At 72.7% G+C, this 19,299-nt stretch carries 19 protein-coding genes and 1 riboswitch; of the genes, 13 read left to right on the top strand and 6 right to left on the bottom strand.

Annotated elements, in window-relative coordinates; genetic code table 11:
• Window positions 1-51 precede the first annotated feature (51 nt).
• Entirely contained in the window at window positions 52-588 is a 537-nt protein-coding gene (locus IC607_RS03610) for a MarR family transcriptional regulator (protein ID WP_191785603.1), read from the top strand.
• A 1-nt stretch (window position 589) separates the two neighbouring features.
• On the opposite strand, the gene IC607_RS03605 is transcribed toward IC607_RS03610, so the two are convergent.
• Both IC607_RS03605 and IC607_RS03600 read right to left on the bottom strand, forming a co-directional pair.
• Window positions 590-946 carry a VOC family protein gene (locus tag IC607_RS03605; RefSeq protein WP_191785602.1) on the bottom strand — a complete coding sequence of 119 codons (357 nt, stop codon included), beginning with the start codon at window positions 944-946 and terminating at the stop codon, window positions 590-592.
• On the bottom strand, window positions 943-3,069 hold the full coding sequence (locus IC607_RS03600; protein ID WP_191785601.1) for a heterodisulfide reductase-related iron-sulfur binding cluster: 2,127 nt from the start codon (window positions 3,067-3,069) through the stop codon (window positions 943-945). Before IC607_RS03600 ends, IC607_RS03605 begins: the two co-directional genes overlap by 4 nt.
• 118 nt (window positions 3,070-3,187) lie before the next feature.
• On the opposite strand from IC607_RS03600, the gene IC607_RS03595 reads away from it, so the two are divergent.
• From IC607_RS03595 to IC607_RS03565, 7 genes are read left to right on the top strand one after another with little or no spacing between them, the layout of a single operon-like run.
• On the top strand, window positions 3,188-6,211 hold the full coding sequence (locus IC607_RS03595; protein WP_191785600.1) for a Na+/H+ antiporter subunit A: 3,024 nt from the start codon (window positions 3,188-3,190) through the stop codon (window positions 6,209-6,211).
• Complete coding sequence (locus IC607_RS03590; RefSeq protein WP_191785599.1) at window positions 6,208-6,693, top strand: Na(+)/H(+) antiporter subunit C; 486 nt, start codon at window positions 6,208-6,210, stop codon at window positions 6,691-6,693. Before IC607_RS03595 ends, IC607_RS03590 begins: the two co-directional genes overlap by 4 nt.
• Window positions 6,690-8,267 (top strand): Na+/H+ antiporter subunit D, encoded by a 1,578-nt coding sequence (locus tag IC607_RS03585; protein WP_191785598.1) that lies wholly within the window; start codon window positions 6,690-6,692, stop codon window positions 8,265-8,267. Before IC607_RS03590 ends, IC607_RS03585 begins: the two co-directional genes overlap by 4 nt.
• On the top strand, window positions 8,264-8,815 hold the full coding sequence (locus tag IC607_RS03580) for a Na+/H+ antiporter subunit E (RefSeq protein WP_191785597.1): 552 nt from the start codon (window positions 8,264-8,266) through the stop codon (window positions 8,813-8,815). The genes IC607_RS03585 and IC607_RS03580 overlap by 4 nt, the downstream gene beginning before the upstream one ends.
• Window positions 8,812-9,249, top strand: a complete 438-nt coding sequence (locus tag IC607_RS03575; protein ID WP_191785596.1) for a monovalent cation/H+ antiporter complex subunit F — start codon at window positions 8,812-8,814, stop codon at window positions 9,247-9,249. Before IC607_RS03580 ends, IC607_RS03575 begins: the two co-directional genes overlap by 4 nt.
• Window positions 9,246-9,605, top strand: coding sequence for a monovalent cation/H(+) antiporter subunit G (gene mnhG, locus IC607_RS03570; RefSeq protein WP_191785595.1), 360 nt, complete (start codon window positions 9,246-9,248; stop codon window positions 9,603-9,605). The genes IC607_RS03575 and mnhG overlap by 4 nt, the downstream gene beginning before the upstream one ends.
• Window positions 9,606-9,648: 43 nt before the next feature.
• Window positions 9,649-10,059, top strand: a complete 411-nt coding sequence (locus tag IC607_RS03565) for a nitroreductase/quinone reductase family protein (protein ID WP_191785594.1) — start codon at window positions 9,649-9,651, stop codon at window positions 10,057-10,059.
• On the opposite strand, the gene IC607_RS03560 is transcribed toward IC607_RS03565, so the two are convergent.
• Both IC607_RS03560 and IC607_RS03555 read right to left on the bottom strand, forming a co-directional pair.
• Window positions 10,060-10,971: a hypothetical protein gene (locus IC607_RS03560; RefSeq protein WP_191785593.1), complete on the bottom strand. Its 912-nt coding sequence runs from the start codon at window positions 10,969-10,971 to the stop codon at window positions 10,060-10,062.
• Window positions 10,968-11,438 (bottom strand): hypothetical protein, encoded by a 471-nt coding sequence (locus tag IC607_RS03555; RefSeq protein WP_191785592.1) that lies wholly within the window; start codon window positions 11,436-11,438, stop codon window positions 10,968-10,970. The genes IC607_RS03560 and IC607_RS03555 overlap by 4 nt, the downstream gene beginning before the upstream one ends.
• Before the next feature lie 58 nt (window positions 11,439-11,496).
• Here IC607_RS03555 and IC607_RS03550 point away from each other — a divergent pair, with 58 nt between their 5' ends.
• A complete protein-coding gene (locus IC607_RS03550; RefSeq protein ID WP_191785591.1) occupies window positions 11,497-13,026 on the top strand; it encodes an NAD(P)/FAD-dependent oxidoreductase in 1,530 nt (509 codons plus the stop codon).
• A gap of 3 nt (window positions 13,027-13,029) precedes the next feature.
• Here the strand turns inward: IC607_RS03550 and IC607_RS03545 are convergent, their stop codons facing one another.
• Both IC607_RS03545 and IC607_RS03540 read right to left on the bottom strand, forming a co-directional pair.
• Window positions 13,030-13,617 carry a hypothetical protein gene (locus IC607_RS03545; RefSeq protein ID WP_191785590.1) on the bottom strand — a complete coding sequence of 196 codons (588 nt, stop codon included), beginning with the start codon at window positions 13,615-13,617 and terminating at the stop codon, window positions 13,030-13,032.
• 131 nt (window positions 13,618-13,748) lie between these two features.
• Window positions 13,749-14,033 carry a DUF4235 domain-containing protein gene (locus IC607_RS03540; RefSeq protein WP_191785589.1) on the bottom strand — a complete coding sequence of 95 codons (285 nt, stop codon included), beginning with the start codon at window positions 14,031-14,033 and terminating at the stop codon, window positions 13,749-13,751.
• Window positions 14,034-14,236: 203 nt separating this feature from the next.
• A riboswitch (TPP riboswitch) is annotated at window positions 14,237-14,350 on the top strand.
• A 92-nt stretch (window positions 14,351-14,442) separates the two neighbouring features.
• Here IC607_RS03540 and IC607_RS03535 point away from each other — a divergent pair.
• From IC607_RS03535 to IC607_RS03520, 4 genes are all read left to right on the top strand, one after another.
• On the top strand, window positions 14,443-15,510 hold the full coding sequence (locus tag IC607_RS03535; RefSeq protein ID WP_191785588.1) for a thiamine ABC transporter substrate binding subunit: 1,068 nt from the start codon (window positions 14,443-14,445) through the stop codon (window positions 15,508-15,510).
• Window positions 15,511-15,513: 3 nt separating this feature from the next.
• On the top strand, window positions 15,514-17,280 hold the full coding sequence (locus tag IC607_RS03530) for an ABC transporter permease (RefSeq protein WP_370525983.1): 1,767 nt from the start codon (window positions 15,514-15,516) through the stop codon (window positions 17,278-17,280).
• Between the two features lie 182 nt (window positions 17,281-17,462).
• Complete coding sequence (locus IC607_RS03525; RefSeq protein WP_370525982.1) at window positions 17,463-18,416, top strand: ABC transporter ATP-binding protein; 954 nt, start codon at window positions 17,463-17,465, stop codon at window positions 18,414-18,416.
• Between the two features lie 116 nt (window positions 18,417-18,532).
• The gene (locus IC607_RS03520; RefSeq protein WP_191785586.1) at window positions 18,533-19,297 is read left to right on the top strand and encodes a hypothetical protein; all 765 of its coding nucleotides are present in this window, start codon (window positions 18,533-18,535) and stop codon (window positions 19,295-19,297) included.
• Window positions 19,298-19,299 lie beyond the last annotated feature (2 nt).

Below are 19,299 nucleotides of genomic sequence, written 5' to 3'. Positions count from 1 at the left end.
TCACTATGTGGTTGGTTCACAACCGTTGGTAACGGCGGTAGCCTCGTCGTCGTGAACGCCCAGCAGACCGTCGGCCATCCCGACGCCGCGTTCGGCCGCGCCGCTCGAGCGGGCGGTGCGACCGACCCGCGACCTGAACCGACGCCCGTCCACGCCCACGGGCCCGCGGCCGCGGACGCGTCGGGCGAGTTCCTGGACCTCGTCCACCAGGTGCTGCGCTCGTTCCGGCAGGGGACCGCGGGATTCCTCGACGAGGCGGGCACGACGCCCGGACAGCTCCGCTTCCTGCGCACGCTGGCCCGGTTCGACACCCCGCGCCGCTCGGGAGAGATCGCCGAGTGCCTGTGCGTTGCGCCCCGCTCGGTGACGTCCAAGGTCGACGCGGCCGAGGCGGCCGGCCACGTGCGTCGGATCCCCGACCCGACCGACCGCCGGGCGACGCTGATCGAGCTCACCGAGACCGGCCGCGATCTGCTGAGCGCCGTCGCCACCCAGCGCCGCGAGGGCGCCCAGGACCGGCTAGCACGCCTGTCGGAGCCCGAGCGCGCCGAGCTGCTCCGCCTCCTGCGCCACGTAGCCGGCGACTGACTCACACGGGCGATGCCGGGCTGACGACGCACCACTCGTTGCCCTCCGGGTCCGTCAGGACCTGGAAGGAGCCGGGGGCGGCGTCGTGCCGATCGCCGAGCCTCTGCGCGCCCAGCGTCTCCGCCTGGGCGGTGGCCTCGTCGACGTCGTCGACGAGCACGTCCAGGTGCATGCGGTTCTTGCCTGACTTCGCCTCGGGGACGCGCTGGAAGGAGATCAGCGGCGAGCCCGGCGCCTGCAGACGACACCAGTCCGGGTCGCGGAGCTCGGGGGTGCCGCCCAGCACGTGCGACCAGAACGTTGCCAGTGCCATCGGGTCGTGGCAGTCGACGACGACCTCGTCGAGCCGCCCGATCACTGGACCACCTCGTCGCGGACGCGGTCGAGCAGCAGCAGGGCGATGTCCGTGACCTCGGGGACGCCGACGCCCACGCCACCGTCCGTTCCGGCAGAGGCTGCACCCGACGAGGCAGCGGTGACTCCGTCGTTGAGCATCACGCTGCAGAACGGGCAGGCCGTCGCGACGACGCCCGCGCCGGTACCGATCGCCTCCGCGGCGCGCGTCGTGCTGATGCGCGTGCCGATCGACTCCTCCATCCACATCCGCGCGCCGCCGGCGCCGCAGCAGAACGACTGCTCGCGGTTGCGGGGCATCTCGGCGAGCTGCACGCCGGGCAGCGCGCCCAGCAGCTCGCGCGGCGGGGTGTAGATCTCGTTGTGCCGGCCCAGGTAGCACGGGTCGTGGTACGTGACGTCCGCCTCGACCGAGCGGGCCGGGCGCAGCCGTCCCTCTGCGACGAGCGTGTTGAGCAGCTCGGTGTGGTGCAGCACCTCGTACCGACCACCCAGCTGGGGGTACTCGCGCGAGATGGTGTTGAAGCAGTGCGCGCAGGTCACCACGATGCGGCGCGCACCCACCTCGTTCAGCACCTCCACGTTCCCGGCGGCCAGCGTCAGGTACAGGAGCTCGTTGCCGGCTCGTCGGGCGGGGTCGCCCGTGCAGCTCTCGCCGTCGCCCAGCACGGCGAAGCTCACGCCGGCCGTGTGCAGCAGCTCGGCGACGGCCCTCGTCGTGCGCTTGGCGCGGTCCTCGTACGCGCCCGCGCACCCGACCCAGAACAGGTAGTCGACGTCGGCCGCGGACTCGACGTCGACGCCGACCACCGGGACGTCGAACGGCAGGTCCTTGGCCCAACCGAGCCGCTGGCGGGCGGGCAGCCCCCACGGGTTGCCCTGCCGCTCCATCTTGGTGAACGTCTTGCCCAGCTCGGCCGGGAACGCCGACTCCATCAGCACCTGGTAGCGGCGCATGTCGACGATGGCGTCCACGTGCTCGATGTCGACCGGGCACTGCTGCACGCACGCGCCGCAGCTGGTGCAGGCCCACAGCGCGTCGGGGTCGATGACGCCGCTGCCGAGCAGGTCCAGACCCGCGTGCGACTCGTCGGCCGCGCGCAGGTAGGGGGCGGTCGCGGCGGCGTGGTCGCGCAGCGCCAGCGTGACGAGCTTGGGGGACAGGGGCTTGTCGGTGGCCCACGCCGGGCACTGGTCCTGGCAGCGGCCGCACTCGGTGCACGTCGCGAAGTCCAGCAGGCCCTTCCAGGTGAAGTCCTCGATGGCGCCGACCCCCAGGCGGGCGTCGTCGGGCAGGTCCTCCAACGCGTCGGCGTCCACCGGACCGTGCTGCGAGGTGAGCGGCTGGAGCGGGCCCAGCGCCGTGCGGCCGTCGGGCTCGCGGCGCGCGTAGACGTTGACGATCGCCAGGAAGCGGTGCCACGCGACGCCCATCGTCGGCTGCAGCCCGACGACCACGAACCAGGACATCGAGACGAGGATCTTGACGGTCGCGACGACGACCACGGCCGTCTCCAGCCACGACGCGCCCGACCAGGCCCGCCCGAACCACGCGGTCAGCGGGTAGTGCAGCGCGCTGCCCTCGCCCATCGCGTACTCGAGCCCGCGGATGACCAGCACGGCGAGCACGACGACGGCCACCGTGGCCTCGACGAAGAACGCCTGCCCCTGGTTCGAGCCGAAGAACCGCGACCGGCGCGCGTCCTCGCCGCGCGGCTGCAGCCGCAGGCGCAGGACGAACAGCGCGACGATGCCGGCGAGCGACAGCCACGCGAACGCCTCGATCGCCCACTCCAGCGGCCACAGGTGCCCGACGAGCGGGAGCGCGAACTGCGGGTCGATCACCTGGCCGTACCCGGTGACGAGCGCGATGAACAGCAGCCCGAACGAGATCATCACCGTCCAGTGCGCGACCTTGACGACCGGCCGGTGCTGGAACCGCCCGTGGCCCAGGATCTCCCGGACGACACGTGCCGTGCGCTGCCCGGCCGGCGACGTGCGGCCCGGCGCCGCGCGCCCGATCCGGAGCGTGCGGACGATCCCTCTCGCGCCGCGCGCGAACACGGCGATCCCGACGACCGTCGCGAGGACGACCAACCCGAAGCAGACCCACTGCAGCGCGCTCACGCGCCCAACCTAGTGGCCCTCGCGCCCGGGCACGGGAATGCGCCAGAGGTTCGGCTTGCTACCGGTTGGTAGAGTCTTGACCTGACGACCCCGCCCCGACAGGACGGAGCCGGCCCCCGTGCTGCTGCTGTTCACGATCCACGTGCTCGCGGCCCTCGTCGCGCCCGTGCTCGTGCGGTGGTGGGGCAGGCGGGCGTTCTACGTCCTCGCGCTGGCGCCGGCGAGCGCCGCCGTGTGGGCGCTCACCTGGACGTCGCGGGTGCAGTCGGGCGACTGGCCCGTCGAACGGATCTCGTGGATCCCACAGCTCGGCCTCGAGCTGACGTTCCGCCTCGACACGCTCAGCTGGTTCATGACGCTGATCGTCGGCGGTGTGGGTGCGCTCGTGCTGGTCTACTGCGCGGGCTACTTCTCGACGACCGCGCACGGGCTGGGGCGGTTCGGGGCCGTGTTCGTCGCGTTCGCCGGCGCGATGCTGGGCCTCGTCACGTCCGACGACATGCTGCTCCTGTTCATCTTCTGGGAGCTGACGACGGTCACGTCGTACCTGCTCATCGGCCACTACAACGACCGCAAGGCCAGCCGGCGTGCGGCCATGCAGGCCATCGTCATCACGACGGCGGGCGGGCTGGCGATGCTCGTCGGCGTGCTGCTGCTGGGCGAGGCCGCGGGCACCTACCGGCTGTCAGAGGTGGTCGCGCACCCGCCGGGCGGGGGCATCGCGACGGCCGCGATCCTGTGCCTGTTCGCGGGCGTGGCCACCAAGTCGGCCCTCATCCCGTTCCACTTCTGGCTCCCCGCCGCGATGGCTGCGCCCACGCCGGTCAGCGCGTACCTGCACGCCGCCGCCATGGTGAAGGCGGGCATCTACCTGGTGGCGCGGTTCGCCCCCGCCTACGCGACCGACGCGACGTGGCGCTGGTGCGTGATCGTGCTGGGCTGCGGCACGTTGCTGCTCGGCGGCTACCGCTCCCTGCGCCAGCACGACCTGAAGCTGGTCCTCGCGTTCGGCACGGTCAGCCAGCTGGGGCTCATCACGCTGCTCGTCGGGCTGGGCACGCGCGCGACGGCCCTGGCGGGGCTCGCGATGCTCGGCGCGCACGCCATGTTCAAGGCCGCACTGTTCCTCGTCGTCGGCGTGGTCGACGCGGCCACAGGCACCCGCGACCTGCGCCGCCTGTCAGGCGTGGGCCGTGCGCTGCCGCTGACCGCGCTGGCCGGCGCGTTGGCGACGGCGAGCATGATCGGCCTGCCGCCGTTCGCCGGCTACGTCGCCAAGGAGGCGGGCCTCGAGGCGCTGGGCCACCTGGACCAGGGCTGGACGGGCAGCGTGCTGCTGGTGGCCGTCGCCGTCGGGTCCGCGCTGACCGTCGCGTACGGGCTGCGGCTGTGGTGGGGGGCGTTCGCGACGAAGAGCGCGGTGATCCCCGAGTCCGCGCTGGTGCCGGACGCGGTGGCCGCGCAGGTCGACGGCGCCACGAGCCCAGGCACGACGACGACGCTCGCGACCGACGCGGACGCCGAGCCGGCGCGGATCACGACGCCGTCGCTCAACCTCGTCTGGCCGGCCATGATCCTGGCAGTGCTGGGCCTGGCCGTCGCGCTGCTGCCCCAGCTCGGCGAGCACCTGCTGCTGCCGTATGCCGACACCTACCCGGAGGGTGAGCCCGGGCACCTCACGCTGTGGGCGGGGTTCACGCCGACCTTCGTCCTCACCCTGGCGATCCTGGGTGGTGGCCTGCTGCTGTGGCTGGCGCGCGAGCGGGTGGAGCGCTGGCAGTCCGGTGCGTACCGCGGGCCGGAGGCCGACCAGCTCTACCGCCGGTTCATGCGCCGGCTCGACGACGTGGCGGCCGACGTCACCGCCATCACGCAGCGTGGTTCGCTGCCGCTGTACCTCGGCATCATCCTGGTGGTCTTCGTGCTGTCGGTCGGGACCGTGGCGCTCACGCGGACGTCGTGGCCCAGTCAGGTCAAGGCCTTCGACAGCCCCGCGCAGGTCGTGTTCGCGGCCGCGACGATCGCGTCGGCCGTGCTGGCGGCGCGTGCCCGACGACGGCTCAAGGCGATCATCCTGCTCGGCATCGGCGGCTACGCGGTGGCCGGCCTGTTCCTGCTGCAGGGCGCGCCGGACCTCGCGCTGACCCAGGTGCTGGTCGAGACGGTCACGCTCGTCGTCTTCGTGCTGGTCCTGCGCCGGCTTCCCCCGTACTTCTCCGACCGACCCCTGGCCGCCTCCCGGTGGGTGCGGCTGACCGTCGCGCTCGCGGTGGGTCTGACGGTCGCCGGCATCGCGCTGGTCGCGCCCGGCGCGCGGATCCACGCGCCCGTCTCGCAGGCCTTCGCCGAGGAGGCCGTGCACTGGGGCGGCGGCCGCAACATCGTCAACGTCACGCTCGTCGACATCCGCGCGTGGGACACCGTCGGCGAGATCTCGGTGCTCCTCGTGGCCGCGACCGGCGTCGCGTCGCTCGTCTTCCTGTCGCGGCGCGGTGGTCAGATCTTCCGGGCCGACGAGGCGCCGGAGACCCGCCGCGTGTGGTCCGGGCCGGACCCGATGGCCGCGCTGCGTCGTCGGGCCGATCGCATGCGCCCCGACGCCCTGCACACCGACCGCGAGTGGCTGCGTGCCGGGTCGACGCTCGCGCCGCAGCGGCGGTCGGTCATCTTCGAGGTCGTCGTCCGGCTGCTGTTCCAGACGATGATCGTGTACTCGTTGTTCCTGCTGTTCAGCGGGCACAACGCGCCTGGTGGCGGGTTCGCGGCGGGGCTCGTCGTCGGCATCGCGCTGACCGTGCGCTACCTGGCCGGTGGCCGCTACGAGCTGGGCGAGGCCGCGCCCGTCCAGCCCGGCACGCTGCTGGGGATCGGGCTGTTCCTCTCGGCGGGCGTCGGGCTGTTCGCCCTGCTGCTGGGCGGGTCGGTGCTCCAGTCCTGGATCGTCGACATCCACCTGCCCGTGGTCGGCGACCTGCACCTGGTGACCAGCGTTTTCTTCGACGTGGGCGTGTACCTGGTGGTCATCGGCCTGGTGCTCGACATCCTGCGGTCGCTGGGCGCGGAGCTCGACCGGCGCGCGGAGGTCGGCATCGACGACGCCGCGGGCTCCGACGACGTGGAGCGATCGGCGGTGAAGCGATGATCGACATGACCCCCAACCTGGTGCTGGTGATCACGATCGGCGTGCTGTTCACCGCCGGCGTCTACCTGCTGCTGGAGCGGTCGCTGTCGCGTGTGCTCATCGGCATCATCCTGCTCGGCAACGGCGCCAACCTGCTCTTCCTGGTGGCGGGGGGCGCGGCGGGGCGTCCACCCATCGTCGGCCTCGAGCCGGAGGGGCAGATGGCCGACCCGCTGCCGCAGGCCATGGTGCTGACCGCGATCGTCATCACCCTCGGCATGACCGCGTTCCTGCTGGCCATGGCGTACCGGTCCTGGCAGCTGCACCGGCACGACGAGGTCCAGGACGATGTCGAGGACCGCCGCATCGCTCGTCGGGCGGCACGTGACGAACCCACCGTGCTGGGCGACGACAGCGAGAGCGCGGAGACGCTCGACGAGGCCGCCGCCGCGGCGCGCGACGAGACCGACCACGGCGCGCCGGCCCAGGAGCGTGGCCGATGAACGACTGGTCCTGGATCGTCCCCCTGCCCGTGATGATCCCGCTGTTCGCGGCGGGGCTCGCGCTCGCGCTGTTCCGTCGGCCGCGCCTGCAGCCGATCGTGTCGGTCACGGCGCTCTCGCTGGTGCTGGTCGCGTCGCTGGCGTTGCTGGTGATCGTCGACGACGGCCCGCTGGTGGTGGACGTCGGCGACTGGGCGGCGCCCGTCGGCATCGACCTGGTGGCTGACCGCCTGTCCGCGCTCATGCTGACCATCTCGTCGGCCGTCACCCTCTGCGTCCTGCTGTACTCGCTGGCGCAGGGGCGCGACGACGAGGAGGAGTCCGCCCCGATCTCGATCTATCACCCGACGTTCCTGGTGCTGACGGCGGGGGTCTGCAACGCGTTCCTGTCCGGGGACCTGTTCAACATCTACGTGGGCTTCGAGATCCTGCTGGCGGCCTCGTTCGTGCTCATCACGCTCGGCGGGACGGGCGAGCGGATCCGCGCGGGCAGCATCTACGTGGTGGTCGCGCTGCTGTCGTCGGTGCTGTTCCTGGTGGCGATCGCGCTGGTCTACGCGGCTACGGGGACCGTCAACCTGGCGCAGCTCGCGATCCGGCTGCCGGAGATCGACCCGGGCGTGCGGGTGCTGCTGCAGGTGCTGCTGCTGCTCGCGTTCGCGATCAAGGCCGCCATCTTCCCGCTGTCCGCCTGGCTGCCGGACTCCTATCCGACCGCGCCCGCCCCGGTCACGGCCGTGTTCGCGGGGTTGCTCACCAAGGTCGGCATCTACGCGATGATCCGCACCCAGACCCTGCTGTTCCCGGGCGGGCAGCTCGACGACATCCTCATGTGGCTGGCCCTCGCGACGATGGTCGTCGGGATCCTGGGCGCCGTGGCGCAGGACGACATCAAGCGTCTGCTGTCCTTCACGCTGGTCAGCCACATCGGGTACATGGTGTTCGGCATCGCGCTGTCCACCGACGCCGGCTGGACCGCGGCGATCTACTACGTGGCGCACCACATCACCGTGCAGACCGCGTTGTTCCTGGTGGTGGGCCTGATCGAGCGCGTCGGCGGGTCCACGTCGCTGACGCGTCTGGGTGGCTTGGCCCGGCTGGCGCCGGTGCTCGCGGTGCTGTTCTTCGTCGCCGCGATGAACCTGGCCGGCATCCCGCCGCTGTCGGGGTTCCTGGGCAAGCTGGGGCTGCTCGAGGCCGGTGTACATGAAGCGACTCCGCTGTCGTACACGTTGGTCGTCGGGGGTGTGGTCACCTCGCTGCTGACCCTCTACGCGCTGACGAAGGCCTGGAACAAGGCGTTCTGGCAGCCGCCGGAGGCCGAGCCGCGCTCCACGCACCTGCCGCTCGGGATGGTCGGGCCGGCCGCGGCACTCGTCGGCGTCGGCCTGGTGCTGACCTTCGCTGGCGGTCCGCTGTACGCCTACACCGACCGCGCCGCGCACGCCCTGACCGAGCGCACCCCGTACATCGACGCCGTGCTCCCGGACGGCGAGCGCGGCACGGGGGACTCCGCCGACATCGCCGACCGCGGCAACGAGGTCGAGATCGACCTGGGCGGAGGCCACGGATGAGCCTGCACCCACGCCGTGCGCGCAACCGGATCGCCTGGGGCACCGTCGTCTGGCTGACGGTGGTCTGGGTGCTGCTGTGGGGCGACCTGACGATCGGCAACGTCCTGGCCGGAGTGCTGATCGGTGTCGCGGTCACGACCGGTCTGCGGATGACGCCGATCGCCTTCCACGGGCACGTGCGGCCGCTGCGCGTCGTCGCGCTGTTCGCCCGCTTCGCCGTCGACCTCGTGCGCGCCTCCTTCGAGGTCAGCCTGCTGGCGCTGCGACCCCGGCACACGCCGCGCGGCGCCGTGATCGGCGTGCAGCTGCGCAGCCACTCGGACCTGTACCTGACCATGACCGCCGAGCTGTGCTCCCTGGTCCCCGGGTCGCTGGTGGTCGAGGCGCACCGTCTCACTGGCATGCTCTACCTGCACGTGCTGGACGTGGAGCAGTCGGGCGGGATCGAGGCCGCGCGGCGCTCCGTCCTTGACCAGGAGGCGCGCGTCCTGCGGGCGTTCGCGTCCGACGCCGAGCTCGCCGCCGCCGGCCTGGAGGTGCGCGCATGACCTGGGTGATCGCCGTGTGCGGTGTGCTGCTGACCATCGGCGTCGGCTTCGCGATCGTGCGCGCGGAGAAGGGGCCGTCGATCTTGGACCGGACCGTCGCGCTGGACATCGTGGTGACGACGATGATCGCCGCGGTCGCGCTCTACGCGGCGATCGAGCGCCGCACCGACGTGGTCCCGGTGCTCGTCGTGCTGTCGCTCGTCGGCTTCGTCGGGTCGGTGACCGTCGCGCGGTTCGCGTCCGTCGAGCCCGAGGGCGAGGGGCGCGTCCGCACGCGCGAGGAGGTCGCGGCCGAGGACGCCGCGCGCCGCGAGGCGGAGGAGGAGGCCGAGCGACGGTTCGCGCACGCGGACGACGAGCCTGAGGCAGCCCACCCGGACGTCGCCGGCGACACCGAGGAGCACGGCGGGGCCGCGGAAGGGGAGGTCCGATGAGCTGGGACACCGTGGCGGACGTCGCGTCCGCGATCTGCATGCTGGGCGGCGCGTTCCTGGCGTTCGCGGCCGGCGTCGGCGTGCTCAAGTTCCCCGACCTGCTGTCCCGCATGCACGCGGGCACGAAGCCGCAGGTGCTGGGCCTGGTGCTGGTGCTCATCGGCCTGGCGCTGCGGCTACGGTCCGGCGGGGCCGTGTGGGCGCTGGTCCTCGTCGCGATCTTCCAGATGCTCACCGCACCCGTCGCCGCGCACATGGTCGGCCGGGCCGGCTACCGCACCGGCAAGGTCCGCCGCGACCTCCTGGTCGTCGACGAGCTCACGCAGGACCTGGAAGAAGCACGCGAGGACGACTAGCAACGGGTCTGCGGGTCGCGTCGACGTCGCGCAGACTGGGGCCATGGCTGACTGGAACCAGACGATCATCGACGAGTTCCGCGCGAACGGGGGCGACGTGCAGACCGCCGGCTTCGGCCGCGGCCTCGTCCTCCTGCACCACCGCGGCGCGAAGACGGGCACCGAGCGTGTGTCGCCCGTGGCCGCCATCCGGGCCGGCGACGACACGTGGCTGGTCGCGGCGTCGAAGGCCGGGGCCGACACCAACCCGGCCTGGTTCCACAACCTCCTGGCCCATCCCGACGTGCAGATCGAGACGCCCGACGACGGCATCGTCGACGTCCGTGCCGACCAGCTGCACGGCGACGCGCGCGACGAGGCGTGGGCCCGCTTCAAGGAGCGGTCGGAGGGCTTCGCGTCCTACGAGGAGAAGACCACACGCGTGATCCCGGTGCTGGCGCTGCGCCGCCGCTGACTAGGACTCCACGAGCTCCCGGTCACGGGATTGCCACAGCAGCGGGCGGTCGGCACTCAGGCTCATCGGGATCGCCACGGCCGCGACCGTGAGCACCCACGCGGAGTAGTCGATGCCGAGCAGCCACCAGATGCTCGTGTGCATGATCAGCGCGGCCACCGCGAAGAGCCAGCGCGTCTGCCGGATCGCCAGCCAGACCGGCGCGGTCAGCTCCAGCGCCAGCGCTCCGCCGGCCAGGCCTTGGGCGAGCCAGGAGTGGTCCGCCACGAAGGCGGCCAGGTCGCCGGCCCGGTCGACAGCGCCTTGGCGCAGGATCCACGCCATGTTGTCGCTGAACACCCAGTGCAGCCCGGAGTGGCGCAGCTTCTGCAGCCCGGTGAGCAGGTAGACGCAGGCCATGACGGCCAGCGCGGCGCGCGGCGGCCAGCCGAACCGGACGGACGAGCCCGTCTCACCGCGCGCCGGCGGCCGCGCGAACAGCAGCGGGAACGCCCCGGTGACGGTCAGGACGTCGTTGTGCATGACCTTGCCCGACGAGCCCCACCACGCGCACAGCGTCACGTACGCGATCCACGCGACGACGAACCCGAGCCGCCCGCGGTACCGCGCGACCACCAGGACGACGCCCAGCAGCCCGACGACCTGCAGCGCCACCAGCAGCCACGCGGGCGGCGAACCGGGGTACCAGCCGACGACGGTCCAGTGCTGGGTCAGGACCGCGGGCCGGTCGGCGATCCGCGTCCAGTCGCGCACCGCGAGCCGGAGCCCGATGACGAGCGCGACGAGCGTGTGCACCTCGAGCAGCCGGTACCAGGGCCCGGGTGCCGTGAGTGCGGCGTCCGCCCGGTCGACGAGCCGTCGCGTCGCGCCGGGTCGGGTGAGCGGCCCAGCAACCTGCGGGGATGCGCTCACGGGGTCACCTCCAGCAGCGCCTTCGTGCCGGTGACCTGGGGCGTCCCGGACGCATCGGCCGAGCGTGAGGTCCGGACGAGCTCGACCTTGGCGACGTCGGCGGGATCGATGCCGCACGCCACCAACCACGCCCGCACCTTCGCGCGCTGCACGGCGGCCGACTCGTGCGGCAGGTCCGGGTACTGATGACCCGTGGTGCTGAAGACCTGGTCGCCGGGGAGCCGCAGCGGCTGCTCCGTGCCGTCCGGCGCGATCGCCACGAGCTGCAGACCCGAGCTGTCGCCGGTGCGGACCGTCGAGAACAGACGGAAAGCCGTCAGCGGCCAGAGCTCCAGCTGGACCAGCGCGACGAGCAGCAGCACGACGATCGTGCCGATCGTGACTCGTCGCGCGATCCGACTCTCGCGCGCGTCGTCGCGCTCGTCTCCGACGGCGGCCGCACGACCGTCGCCGGTTCTCGTTGCCACCACGTCGTTCGTCCCCCTGCGTCCTGCGGTCCTGATGAGGATGTCGTGCGGGGCCACTATGACAGGCGCGCGGCGCGTTCCGGTGCACCGCCCGCCGGGATGCTTGGATGGTGGCGTGACTCGTGCCGAGGTGGTCGTCGTGGGGTCCGGTCCCAACGGGCTGGCCGCGGCTGTGACGTGCGCGCGCGCCGGGCTGCGGGTTCAGGTGCTGGAGGCGCAGCCGACGATCGGCGGCGGAGCCCGCACGCTCGACCTGGGGCTGGCCGACGGGATCGTCCACGACATCTGCTCGGCCGTGCACCCCATGGCCTGGGCGTCGCCGTTCTTCGCGCAGTTCGACCTGGCCGCGCGCGGCGTCGAGCTGCTGATGCCCGACGTGTCGTTCGCGCAGCCGCTGCCCGGCGGACGGGCCGGCATCGCCTACCGGTCGCTGGAACGGACCGTCGAGGGGCTCGGCGTCGACGGCGGCGCATGGCACTCGCTCGTCGGGCGGCTGTCCGAGCACCACGAGCAGACGGTCGCCGTGGCGCTCGGTGACAAGCGCTCGATCCCGGCCGGGCTGCTGCCGCGCGGTGTCGGTACCGCCGCGGCCTTCGGTGCCGCGGTGCTGGAGCAGGGCACGCGAGCGTGGGACCGCCGGTTCGTCGACGACGTCGCGCCGGCGCTGCTCACGGGCGTCGGAGCGCACTCCATCAGCACGCTGCCCTCGTTGGCCGCCGCGGGAACGGCCCTGCTGCTCGCTTCGCTCGGGCACGCGGGTGCGGGTTGGCCGATCCCGCGCGGAGGTTCGGGTGCGCTGACGGCCGCGCTGGTCGCCGACCTCGAGGCGCACGGCGGTGAGGTGATCACCGGCTACCGCGTCACCACGTTCGAGGACCTTCCGCCCGCCCACGTCACGCTGTTCGACACGACGCCCCGCACGCTCGTCGGCGTGCTCGGCGACCGGCTGCCGCCCCGCCACCGGCGTCGCCTCGAGGACTTCCGGTACGGCAACGCGGCCGCGAAGGTGGACTTCGTGCTCTCCGGCCCGGTGCCGTGGGCCGTGCCCGACGTGGGTCGTGCAGGCACCGTGCACGTCGGCGGGACGCGCGCCGAGATGGTGCACGCGGAGGCCGAGGTCGCCGCGGGGCGGCACGCCGAGCGGCCGATGATGCTGGTCAGCGACCCGTCGGTCGTCGACGACACACGCGTCGTCGGCGGGCTCCGACCGCTGTGGACGTACGCCCACGTGCCGGCGGGGTCCGACGTCGACGTCACCGAGGCCGTCACCGCGCACATCGAGCGCTTCGCGCCCGGGTTCCGCGATGTCGTCGTCGCGAGCCGCTGCGTCCCCGCCGCCCACATGAGCGAGCACAACGAGAACTACGTGGGCGGAGACATCTCCGCGGGGGCGGCGACGATGTGGCAGATGATCGCGCGGCCGACGTCCGCCTGGGAGCCCTACTGGACCGGTCGCGACGGCGTGTACCTGTGCTCGGCGTCGACACCGCCCGGGCCCGGTGTGCACGGGCTGGGTGGTTGGTACGCCGCGACGCGCGCGCTGCGCGAGGGCTTCGGCATCACGCAGGCGCCGAGCCTGGCGCCCTGACGTCTACTGGCTGCGGATCAGCGTCCACGACCTGAGGTACGAGCTGGTGGCACGGGGGTGGGGGTAGGGCGTGACCTCGTCGAAGAAGACATAGGTCGGCTGTGACTTCCACCGCAGCGTCACGTACGTCCAACCGGTGGTCGACGACTTCGTCCTGACCGTCATGACCTTCTTCCCGACCTGGACGTTGAAGGTGCCGCACGACGGGCACGTCCGTACCTGGATCCGGACGCCCCGCGACTCCTGCATGAAAATGTTCGCGCTGGTGGACCGGCCGCTCCCGTTCCCACCCGGGAGCGCGCTGCTCAGGACCGCGACCTTGTGGCCGCCCCGGGTCGCGACGCGCTCGGCGTCCAGTGCGTGCGAGGTCGCCGCAGCGGCGACGTAGGTGCAGCGAGGGTTCGACCATGCGCTCACGCGGCCGATGGCGTCCCGCGCGCGGACCTCGTAGCAGGCCTGCCTGCCTGCGAGCGCGTTCTGGGCCGGAGCGCCCTGGGCGGGAGCGCCGATCGAGACGAGCGATCCTGCGACGAGCGCGGACGCGGCGATGGATCCCCAGACCCGTGCCGCGGCGTGGTGGCGGGCCGGCATCGGTGCTCCCTGTGCGTCCGGTGTGCGTCGTCGACTGGACGCAACGTGGCGGACGGCAGCACCGCGCGTGGTCGGTTCGCCAGATATTCACCGACGCGCGCGGATCGCGCTCTCCCCGGAAGGGGGTCGGCTCAGTCCGTCGGGTCGAGCTTCTTGTCGTCCTTGCTCGCGGTGAACTTCGCGGCACCGCGGGTGGCCAGCACGCGCGCGACGGCGACGACGGCACCGGTCACGGCGGTGGCGAGCACCAGCTCGGTGAGGCCGTGGTCGTCCTCGTCGTCGGGCTTCGGCGGCTTGTGGCCCGTCTTGGCCTTCCAGCCCTGGCTGATGACCTGCTGCGCCACCCAGGCGGCGGCGAGTGCGGCGGCGGTCCCGACCAGCTTGGCCACCAGTGTCTGATGCTTCTTGTCCGACATGCGTTCCTCCTCGACGACGTCTCTGCCCACGACGGTAGCGCCGCGCGAGCGACCACGCTGGTCCGGAGGCCGCGCGGTCCCGGATGGTTGCACGGATGGATGCAGCGCACGTGCCCGTGGAGGGCGCCACCGCTGCAACCATCGCTGCAACCACGGGTTCGTTCGTCGGCGTTCGTCGCGGCATTCGGCGGGCGTACGATGGCGGCGAACGACAGGGGAGCGTCGGGCGCGAGTCGCGACGCTGAGAGTGCGGACCTCCGCAGACCCTCGAACCTGATCCGGTTTGCACCGGCGTAGGGAGTCGGGCTTCTCATCTCCGTGGTCGTCGACGGTGCGTCGTCGGGAAACCGCGGACGGCCGACGACGGTCGCGGTGGACCCCTCCATCTGACGTTGGAGGAACACGCACGATGCCGAGACGGCAGCTTCTCATCACCACCGCCGGCCTGGCCGCGGCCGCGCTGGCACTGACCGCGTGCTCGTCGGGCGACGACGACGCGCACCCCAGCGCTCCCCCGACCGCCGGGAAGGAGGTCACGCTCGTCACGCACGACAGCTTCGCGCTGTCCGACGGCATCCTCGACGACTTCACGAAAAAGACGGGCATCACCGTCAAGGTGGTGCAGCCGGGCGACGCGGGCACGCTCGTCAACCAGCTGGTGCTGACCAAGGACGCGCCGCTGGGCGACGCGACGTTCGGCATCGACAACACGTTCGCGTCGCGGGCCACCGACGAGGGTGTCGTCGTGCCCTACACGTCGAGCGCCCCCGCAGCCGCCGACGCCGCGAAGCACGGCGGCGGCGACGGCCTGACCGCGATCGACTACGGCGACGTGTGCATCAACGTGGACCACGCGTGGTTCAAGAAGCGCAACCTCACCGAGCCCGTGACGCTCGACGACCTGACGAAGCCCGCCTACAAGGACCTGCTCGTGGTGCCGAACGCGGTGACGAGCTCGCCCGGGTTCGCCTTCCTGCTCGCGACGATCGGGGCGAAGGGCGAGGACGGCTGGCAGGACTACTGGACCGCACTGAAGAAGAACGGCCTCAAGGTCGCCGACGGCTGGTCGGACGCGTACTACACGGACTTCAGCGGCGGCGGGGGCGGCGGGCCGCGGCCGTTGGTGCTGTCGTACGCGTCGTCGCCCCCGGAGACCGTGCCCGAGGGTGGCGGTGACGCGACCACCGGTGCGCTGCTCGGCACCTGCTTCCGGCAGACGGAGTACGCGGGTGTGCTGGCCGGCGCCAAGAACCCGGTGGGTGCACAGGAGCTGATCGACTTCCTGCTGTCCGACGAGGTGCAGGCCGACATCCCCGGCTCGATGTACATGAACCCGGTGAGCACGTCGGTGCAGATCCCCGACGAGTGGATGAAGTGGGCGCCGCTCGCGCCGCACCCGTTCGACGTCCCGTCCGACGACATCACCGCGCACCGCAGCGAGTGGCTCGCCGACTGGTCCGCCACGGTCATCGGCTGACCCATGACCACCCTGATGACCCGTCCCGACGCGGTGAGTGCGCCGCAGGGGGGTGCGCCCGCGCCCGCGCGCGCCGGGACGGGTCGGGGGATGGTCGTGTTCTGGGTGGCGGCCGTCGCGCTGCCGCTGGTGTTCCTCGGGGTGTTCTTCGTGTGGCCTGTGATCGCGCTGGTCGCGCGCGGGTTCGTGACCGACGGGTCGCTGGACCTGTCGGGGTTCGCAGACGTGTTCTCCCGGCCGCGCACGTGGCGGATCGTCGGGCAGACGCTCGCGCAGGCCACGGTCGCGACGGTGCTGGCCGTGACGCTCGGGATCCCCGGCGCCTACGTGCTGTACCGGCGGCGCTGGCGCGGGCGGGCGGTGGTGAGGGCGCTCGTGACGGTGCCGTTCGTGCTGCCGACCGTCGTCGTGGGCGTGGCCTTCCGGTCGCTGCTCGTGTCCGGTGGGCCGCTCGGGTTCCTGCACCTGGACGGGACGTTCTGGGCGATCGTCGCCGCGCTCGTGTTCTTCGACTACGCGGTGGTCGTGCGCGGGGTCGGCGGGATGTGGGAGCGGCTGGACCCGCGGGCCTCGCAGGCCGCCCGCGCCCTGGGGGCCTCGCCGTGGCGGGCGTTCCGCACGGTCACGCTGCCCGCGCTGGTGCCCGCGATCGCGTCGTCGGCCTCGCTCGTCTTCCTGTTCTGCGCCACCGCATTCGGCACCGTGCTCATCCTGGGTGGGCTGCAGTTCGGCACCATCGAGACCGAGATCTGGGTGCAGACCACGCAGTTCCTCGACCTGCGGGCCGCCGCCGTGCTGTCGGTGGTGCAGCTGGTCATCGTGGCGTTCGCGCTGACGCTCGCCGGGCGGGCGCGGGCGCGGCGCGAGCGCGCGCTGGCGTTGGCGTCGGCGTCCGACGCGGTCCGGCCGCTGACCCTGCGCCGCCCGGCCGGATCGCCGCGGCGCGACGGGCACGGGCTCGCACTCGCGGCGGCGGGCGTGACGGCCGTCGTCGTCGTGCTCCTGTGCCTGCCCCTGGTGAACCTGGTGGTGCGCTCGCTGCGCGTGGGGGACGGGTGGGGGTTGGACCACTACGCGGCGCTCGGCTCGCCGTCGTCGGGCGTGCCGGTGTCGGTGTGGACGGCCCTCGCGACCTCGCTGCGGACGGCCCTCGTCGCAACGGTGCTCGCGCTCGTCATCGGCGGTCTGGTGGCGCTCGTCGTCTCCCGACGACCGCGCCGCGCGCTCGGCCGACGCGCCGTCGCCGGGCTCGACGCCGTCTTCATGCTGCCGCTCGGAGTCTCCGCGGTCACCGTCGGGTTCGGGTTCCTGATCTCGATGCACGACCCGTTCGGGCTCGACGTCGACCTGCGGACCTCCGGCGTGCTGGTCCCGATCGCGCAGGCCGTCGTCGCGGTCCCGCTCGTCGTGCGGACCGTCCTGCCCGTGCTGCGCGCGATCGACCCGTCGTTGCGGTCCGCGGCCTCGACCCTCGGCGCGTCGCCCGGGCGCGTGCTGCGCACCGTCGACCTGCCGCTCGCCGCGCGCTCCGCCGGCCTGGCCATCGGGTTCGCGTTCGCCGCGTCGCTGGGCGAGTTCGGCGCGACGTCGTTCCTGGCGCGCCCGGCGGACCCCACGCTGCCGGTCCTCATCTTCAAGCTCATCGGGCGCCCCGGCGCCGACTCCTACGGCATGGCGCTCGCCGCATCCGTGATCCTCGCCGCGCTCACCGCGGCGATCGTCGCGACCTGCGAACGCCTGCGCACCCCCACCACCGGAGGCGACTGGTGACCCCCACCCCGAGCACCCCCAGCACCCCCCATCCCCCCACAACGTCCGAGCAACTGGTCGCTATACCGGCCACTTCCTCGGACGCTGGGCTGGGATACCGCGGAGTGTCCGAGCGATCGGCTGCTATAGCGACCACTTCCTCGGACGTTGTGGGTTTGGGTTCGGGGTTGGGGGTGTCGGGGGTGGGCGTGCGGTACGGCGGGGTGGCGGCGGTCGACGACGTGACGCTCGACGTGGCGCCCGGCGAGGTGCTCGCACTGCTGGGGCCGTCGGGGTGTGGGAAGTCGTCGCTGCTGCGGGCCGTCGCGGGGCTCGAGCCGCTGGCGGCGGGCGACGTGACCTGGGACGGCTCGTCGGTGGCGCGCGTGCCGGTGCACCGCCGCGGGTTCGGGCTCGTGTTCCAGGACGGGCAGCTGTTCACGCACCGGGACGTCGGCGGGAACGTCGCGTACGGGCTGCCGTCCGGGTCCGCCTCGCGCGTCGCCGAGCTGCTGTCGCTCGTCGGGCTGGACGGCTACGAGCGACGGTCCGTCGCCACCCTGTCCGGGGGTGAGCGGCAGCGCGTCGCACTGGCCCGGGCGCTGGCGCCGTCGCCGCGCGTCCTGCTGCTCGACGAGCCGCTGTCCGCGCTGGACCGGTCGCTGCGTGAGCGGCTGGCCGTCGACCTGCGCGCCGCCGTGGTCGCCACCGGCACCACGGCCGTGTTCGTCACGCACGACCAGGACGAGGCGTTCGCCGTCGCCGACCGGGTCGCCGTCCTCTCGTCGGGCCGCCTGCTGCAGGTCGCGACACCTGCGGAGCTGTGGCGACGCCCCGCGTCGGAGCAGGTCGCGCGCTTCCTCGGGTACGAGGCGTTCGTGCCAGCCGACGCACCCGCGGCGGCGGTGCTGCGAATCGCCGGTGCCGCTGGTCGCACGCTCGCGCTGGCCGAGGGTGCGTTCGTCGTCAGCCGCTCCGCCGACCCCGTGGCACGAGGACGCGTGCTCGGTGTCACCTCGCGGCGTGGCCGGTCCGAGGTGCGGGTCGAGGTCGCCGGCATCGGCGTCGTGACCGCACTCGGTCCCGTCGGGGGGACGTGGGCCGTCGACGACGTCGTCGGCCTGGACGTCGACCCCGAGGCCGTCACGCTCCTCTGAGCCCGAAGCCCGCGGCCCACGCGCGCCGGGCCTCGGCCCGTCGGCACCTGATGCACCGCGCGCCCGGCGCGGTACGGTCGAAGGAGCCGCGACGTGAGACGCAGGGGTGATGAGCGATGACGCTGGAGAGACGCGAGATCGTTGCGATGGACCTGCCCGTCGCGCCGGACGTGGTGTGGCAGCACCTGCGCGAGCCCTACCTGATCCGCCGCTGGTACCGCTGGGACTCGGCGGACCTCGACGCGGAGATCCACCGCGACTTCGTCGAGCGGGTGGCCGAGGGGCACGTCGTCGAAGGGCGAGGGACGACGCGCGCGCTGACGTGGCCGACGCACGACGTCGTCACCGTTCGCTCGTCGGTGGAGGCGCCGGGCGGGACGCACCTCACCGTCACGCGCTCGAGCCACGAGCTGGGGTCGTACGACGGGTTGTACGACGAGCGCGACGCGGTCTGGACGGCCGCGGCCGAGCAGCTGAGCTTCGCGCTGCTCGTCCAGCCGGGGCAGGAACGGCGCACGTTGTCGGTGTTCGGGCTCGACGCCGGGGACCGGCGCGACCGGCTGATGGACCGCGTCGGCCTGCACGGGGTGCGCGGTGTACCACTGGGAGGCAACGTCCAGGCTCGTCGTCCCGACGGCACCCTGCTGGGCGCGACCCTGATCCGCAAGGACCCTGATCTGCTGGTTCTGAGCCTGCACGGGATCACCGCCGCGCTCATGGTGATCGAGGAGGTGCCCGCGGGCAGCGCCCCGCCGCACGGCACCGTGGGCGCGGTGCTGTCCACCTACGGGCTCGACGACGCGACGTTCGAGCAGGTGCGCTCGCGCTGGTCGGCGTGGTGGCGGTCGGCACTGCCGCGCCCCACCGGCATCGGGATCTGACG

The sequence above is a fragment of the Cellulomonas sp. JH27-2 genome (genome assembly GCF_014837175.1).
Classification (GTDB): Bacteria; Actinomycetota; Actinomycetes; order Actinomycetales; family Cellulomonadaceae; genus Cellulomonas.
Note: the sequence above shows the minus strand (reverse complement) of the source record. Positions and strands in the feature narration are given on the sequence as shown.

Excerpts from the sequence above, each read along its gene's own strand:
- IC607_RS03590 (WP_191785599.1), top strand. The coding sequence starts at position 6,208 with ATGATCGACATGACCCCCAACCTGGTGCTGGTGATCACGATCGGCGTG.
- IC607_RS03585 (WP_191785598.1), top strand. The coding sequence starts at position 6,690 with ATGAACGACTGGTCCTGGATCGTCCCCCTGCCCGTGATGATCCCGCTG.
- IC607_RS03580 (WP_191785597.1), top strand. The coding sequence starts at position 8,264 with ATGAGCCTGCACCCACGCCGTGCGCGCAACCGGATCGCCTGGGGCACC.
- IC607_RS03575 (WP_191785596.1), top strand. The coding sequence starts at position 8,812 with ATGACCTGGGTGATCGCCGTGTGCGGTGTGCTGCTGACCATCGGCGTC.
- mnhG (WP_191785595.1), top strand. The coding sequence starts at position 9,246 with ATGAGCTGGGACACCGTGGCGGACGTCGCGTCCGCGATCTGCATGCTG.
- IC607_RS03565 (WP_191785594.1), top strand. The coding sequence starts at position 9,649 with ATGGCTGACTGGAACCAGACGATCATCGACGAGTTCCGCGCGAACGGG.
- IC607_RS03550 (WP_191785591.1), top strand. The coding sequence starts at position 11,497 with ATGACAGGCGCGCGGCGCGTTCCGGTGCACCGCCCGCCGGGATGCTTG.
- IC607_RS03545 (WP_191785590.1), bottom strand. The coding sequence starts at position 13,617 with ATGCCGGCCCGCCACCACGCCGCGGCACGGGTCTGGGGATCCATCGCC.
- IC607_RS03540 (WP_191785589.1), bottom strand. The coding sequence starts at position 14,033 with ATGTCGGACAAGAAGCATCAGACACTGGTGGCCAAGCTGGTCGGGACC.
- IC607_RS03535 (WP_191785588.1), top strand. The coding sequence starts at position 14,443 with ATGCCGAGACGGCAGCTTCTCATCACCACCGCCGGCCTGGCCGCGGCC.
- IC607_RS03530 (WP_370525983.1), top strand. The coding sequence starts at position 15,514 with ATGACCACCCTGATGACCCGTCCCGACGCGGTGAGTGCGCCGCAGGGG.
- IC607_RS03520 (WP_191785586.1), top strand. The coding sequence starts at position 18,533 with ATGACGCTGGAGAGACGCGAGATCGTTGCGATGGACCTGCCCGTCGCG.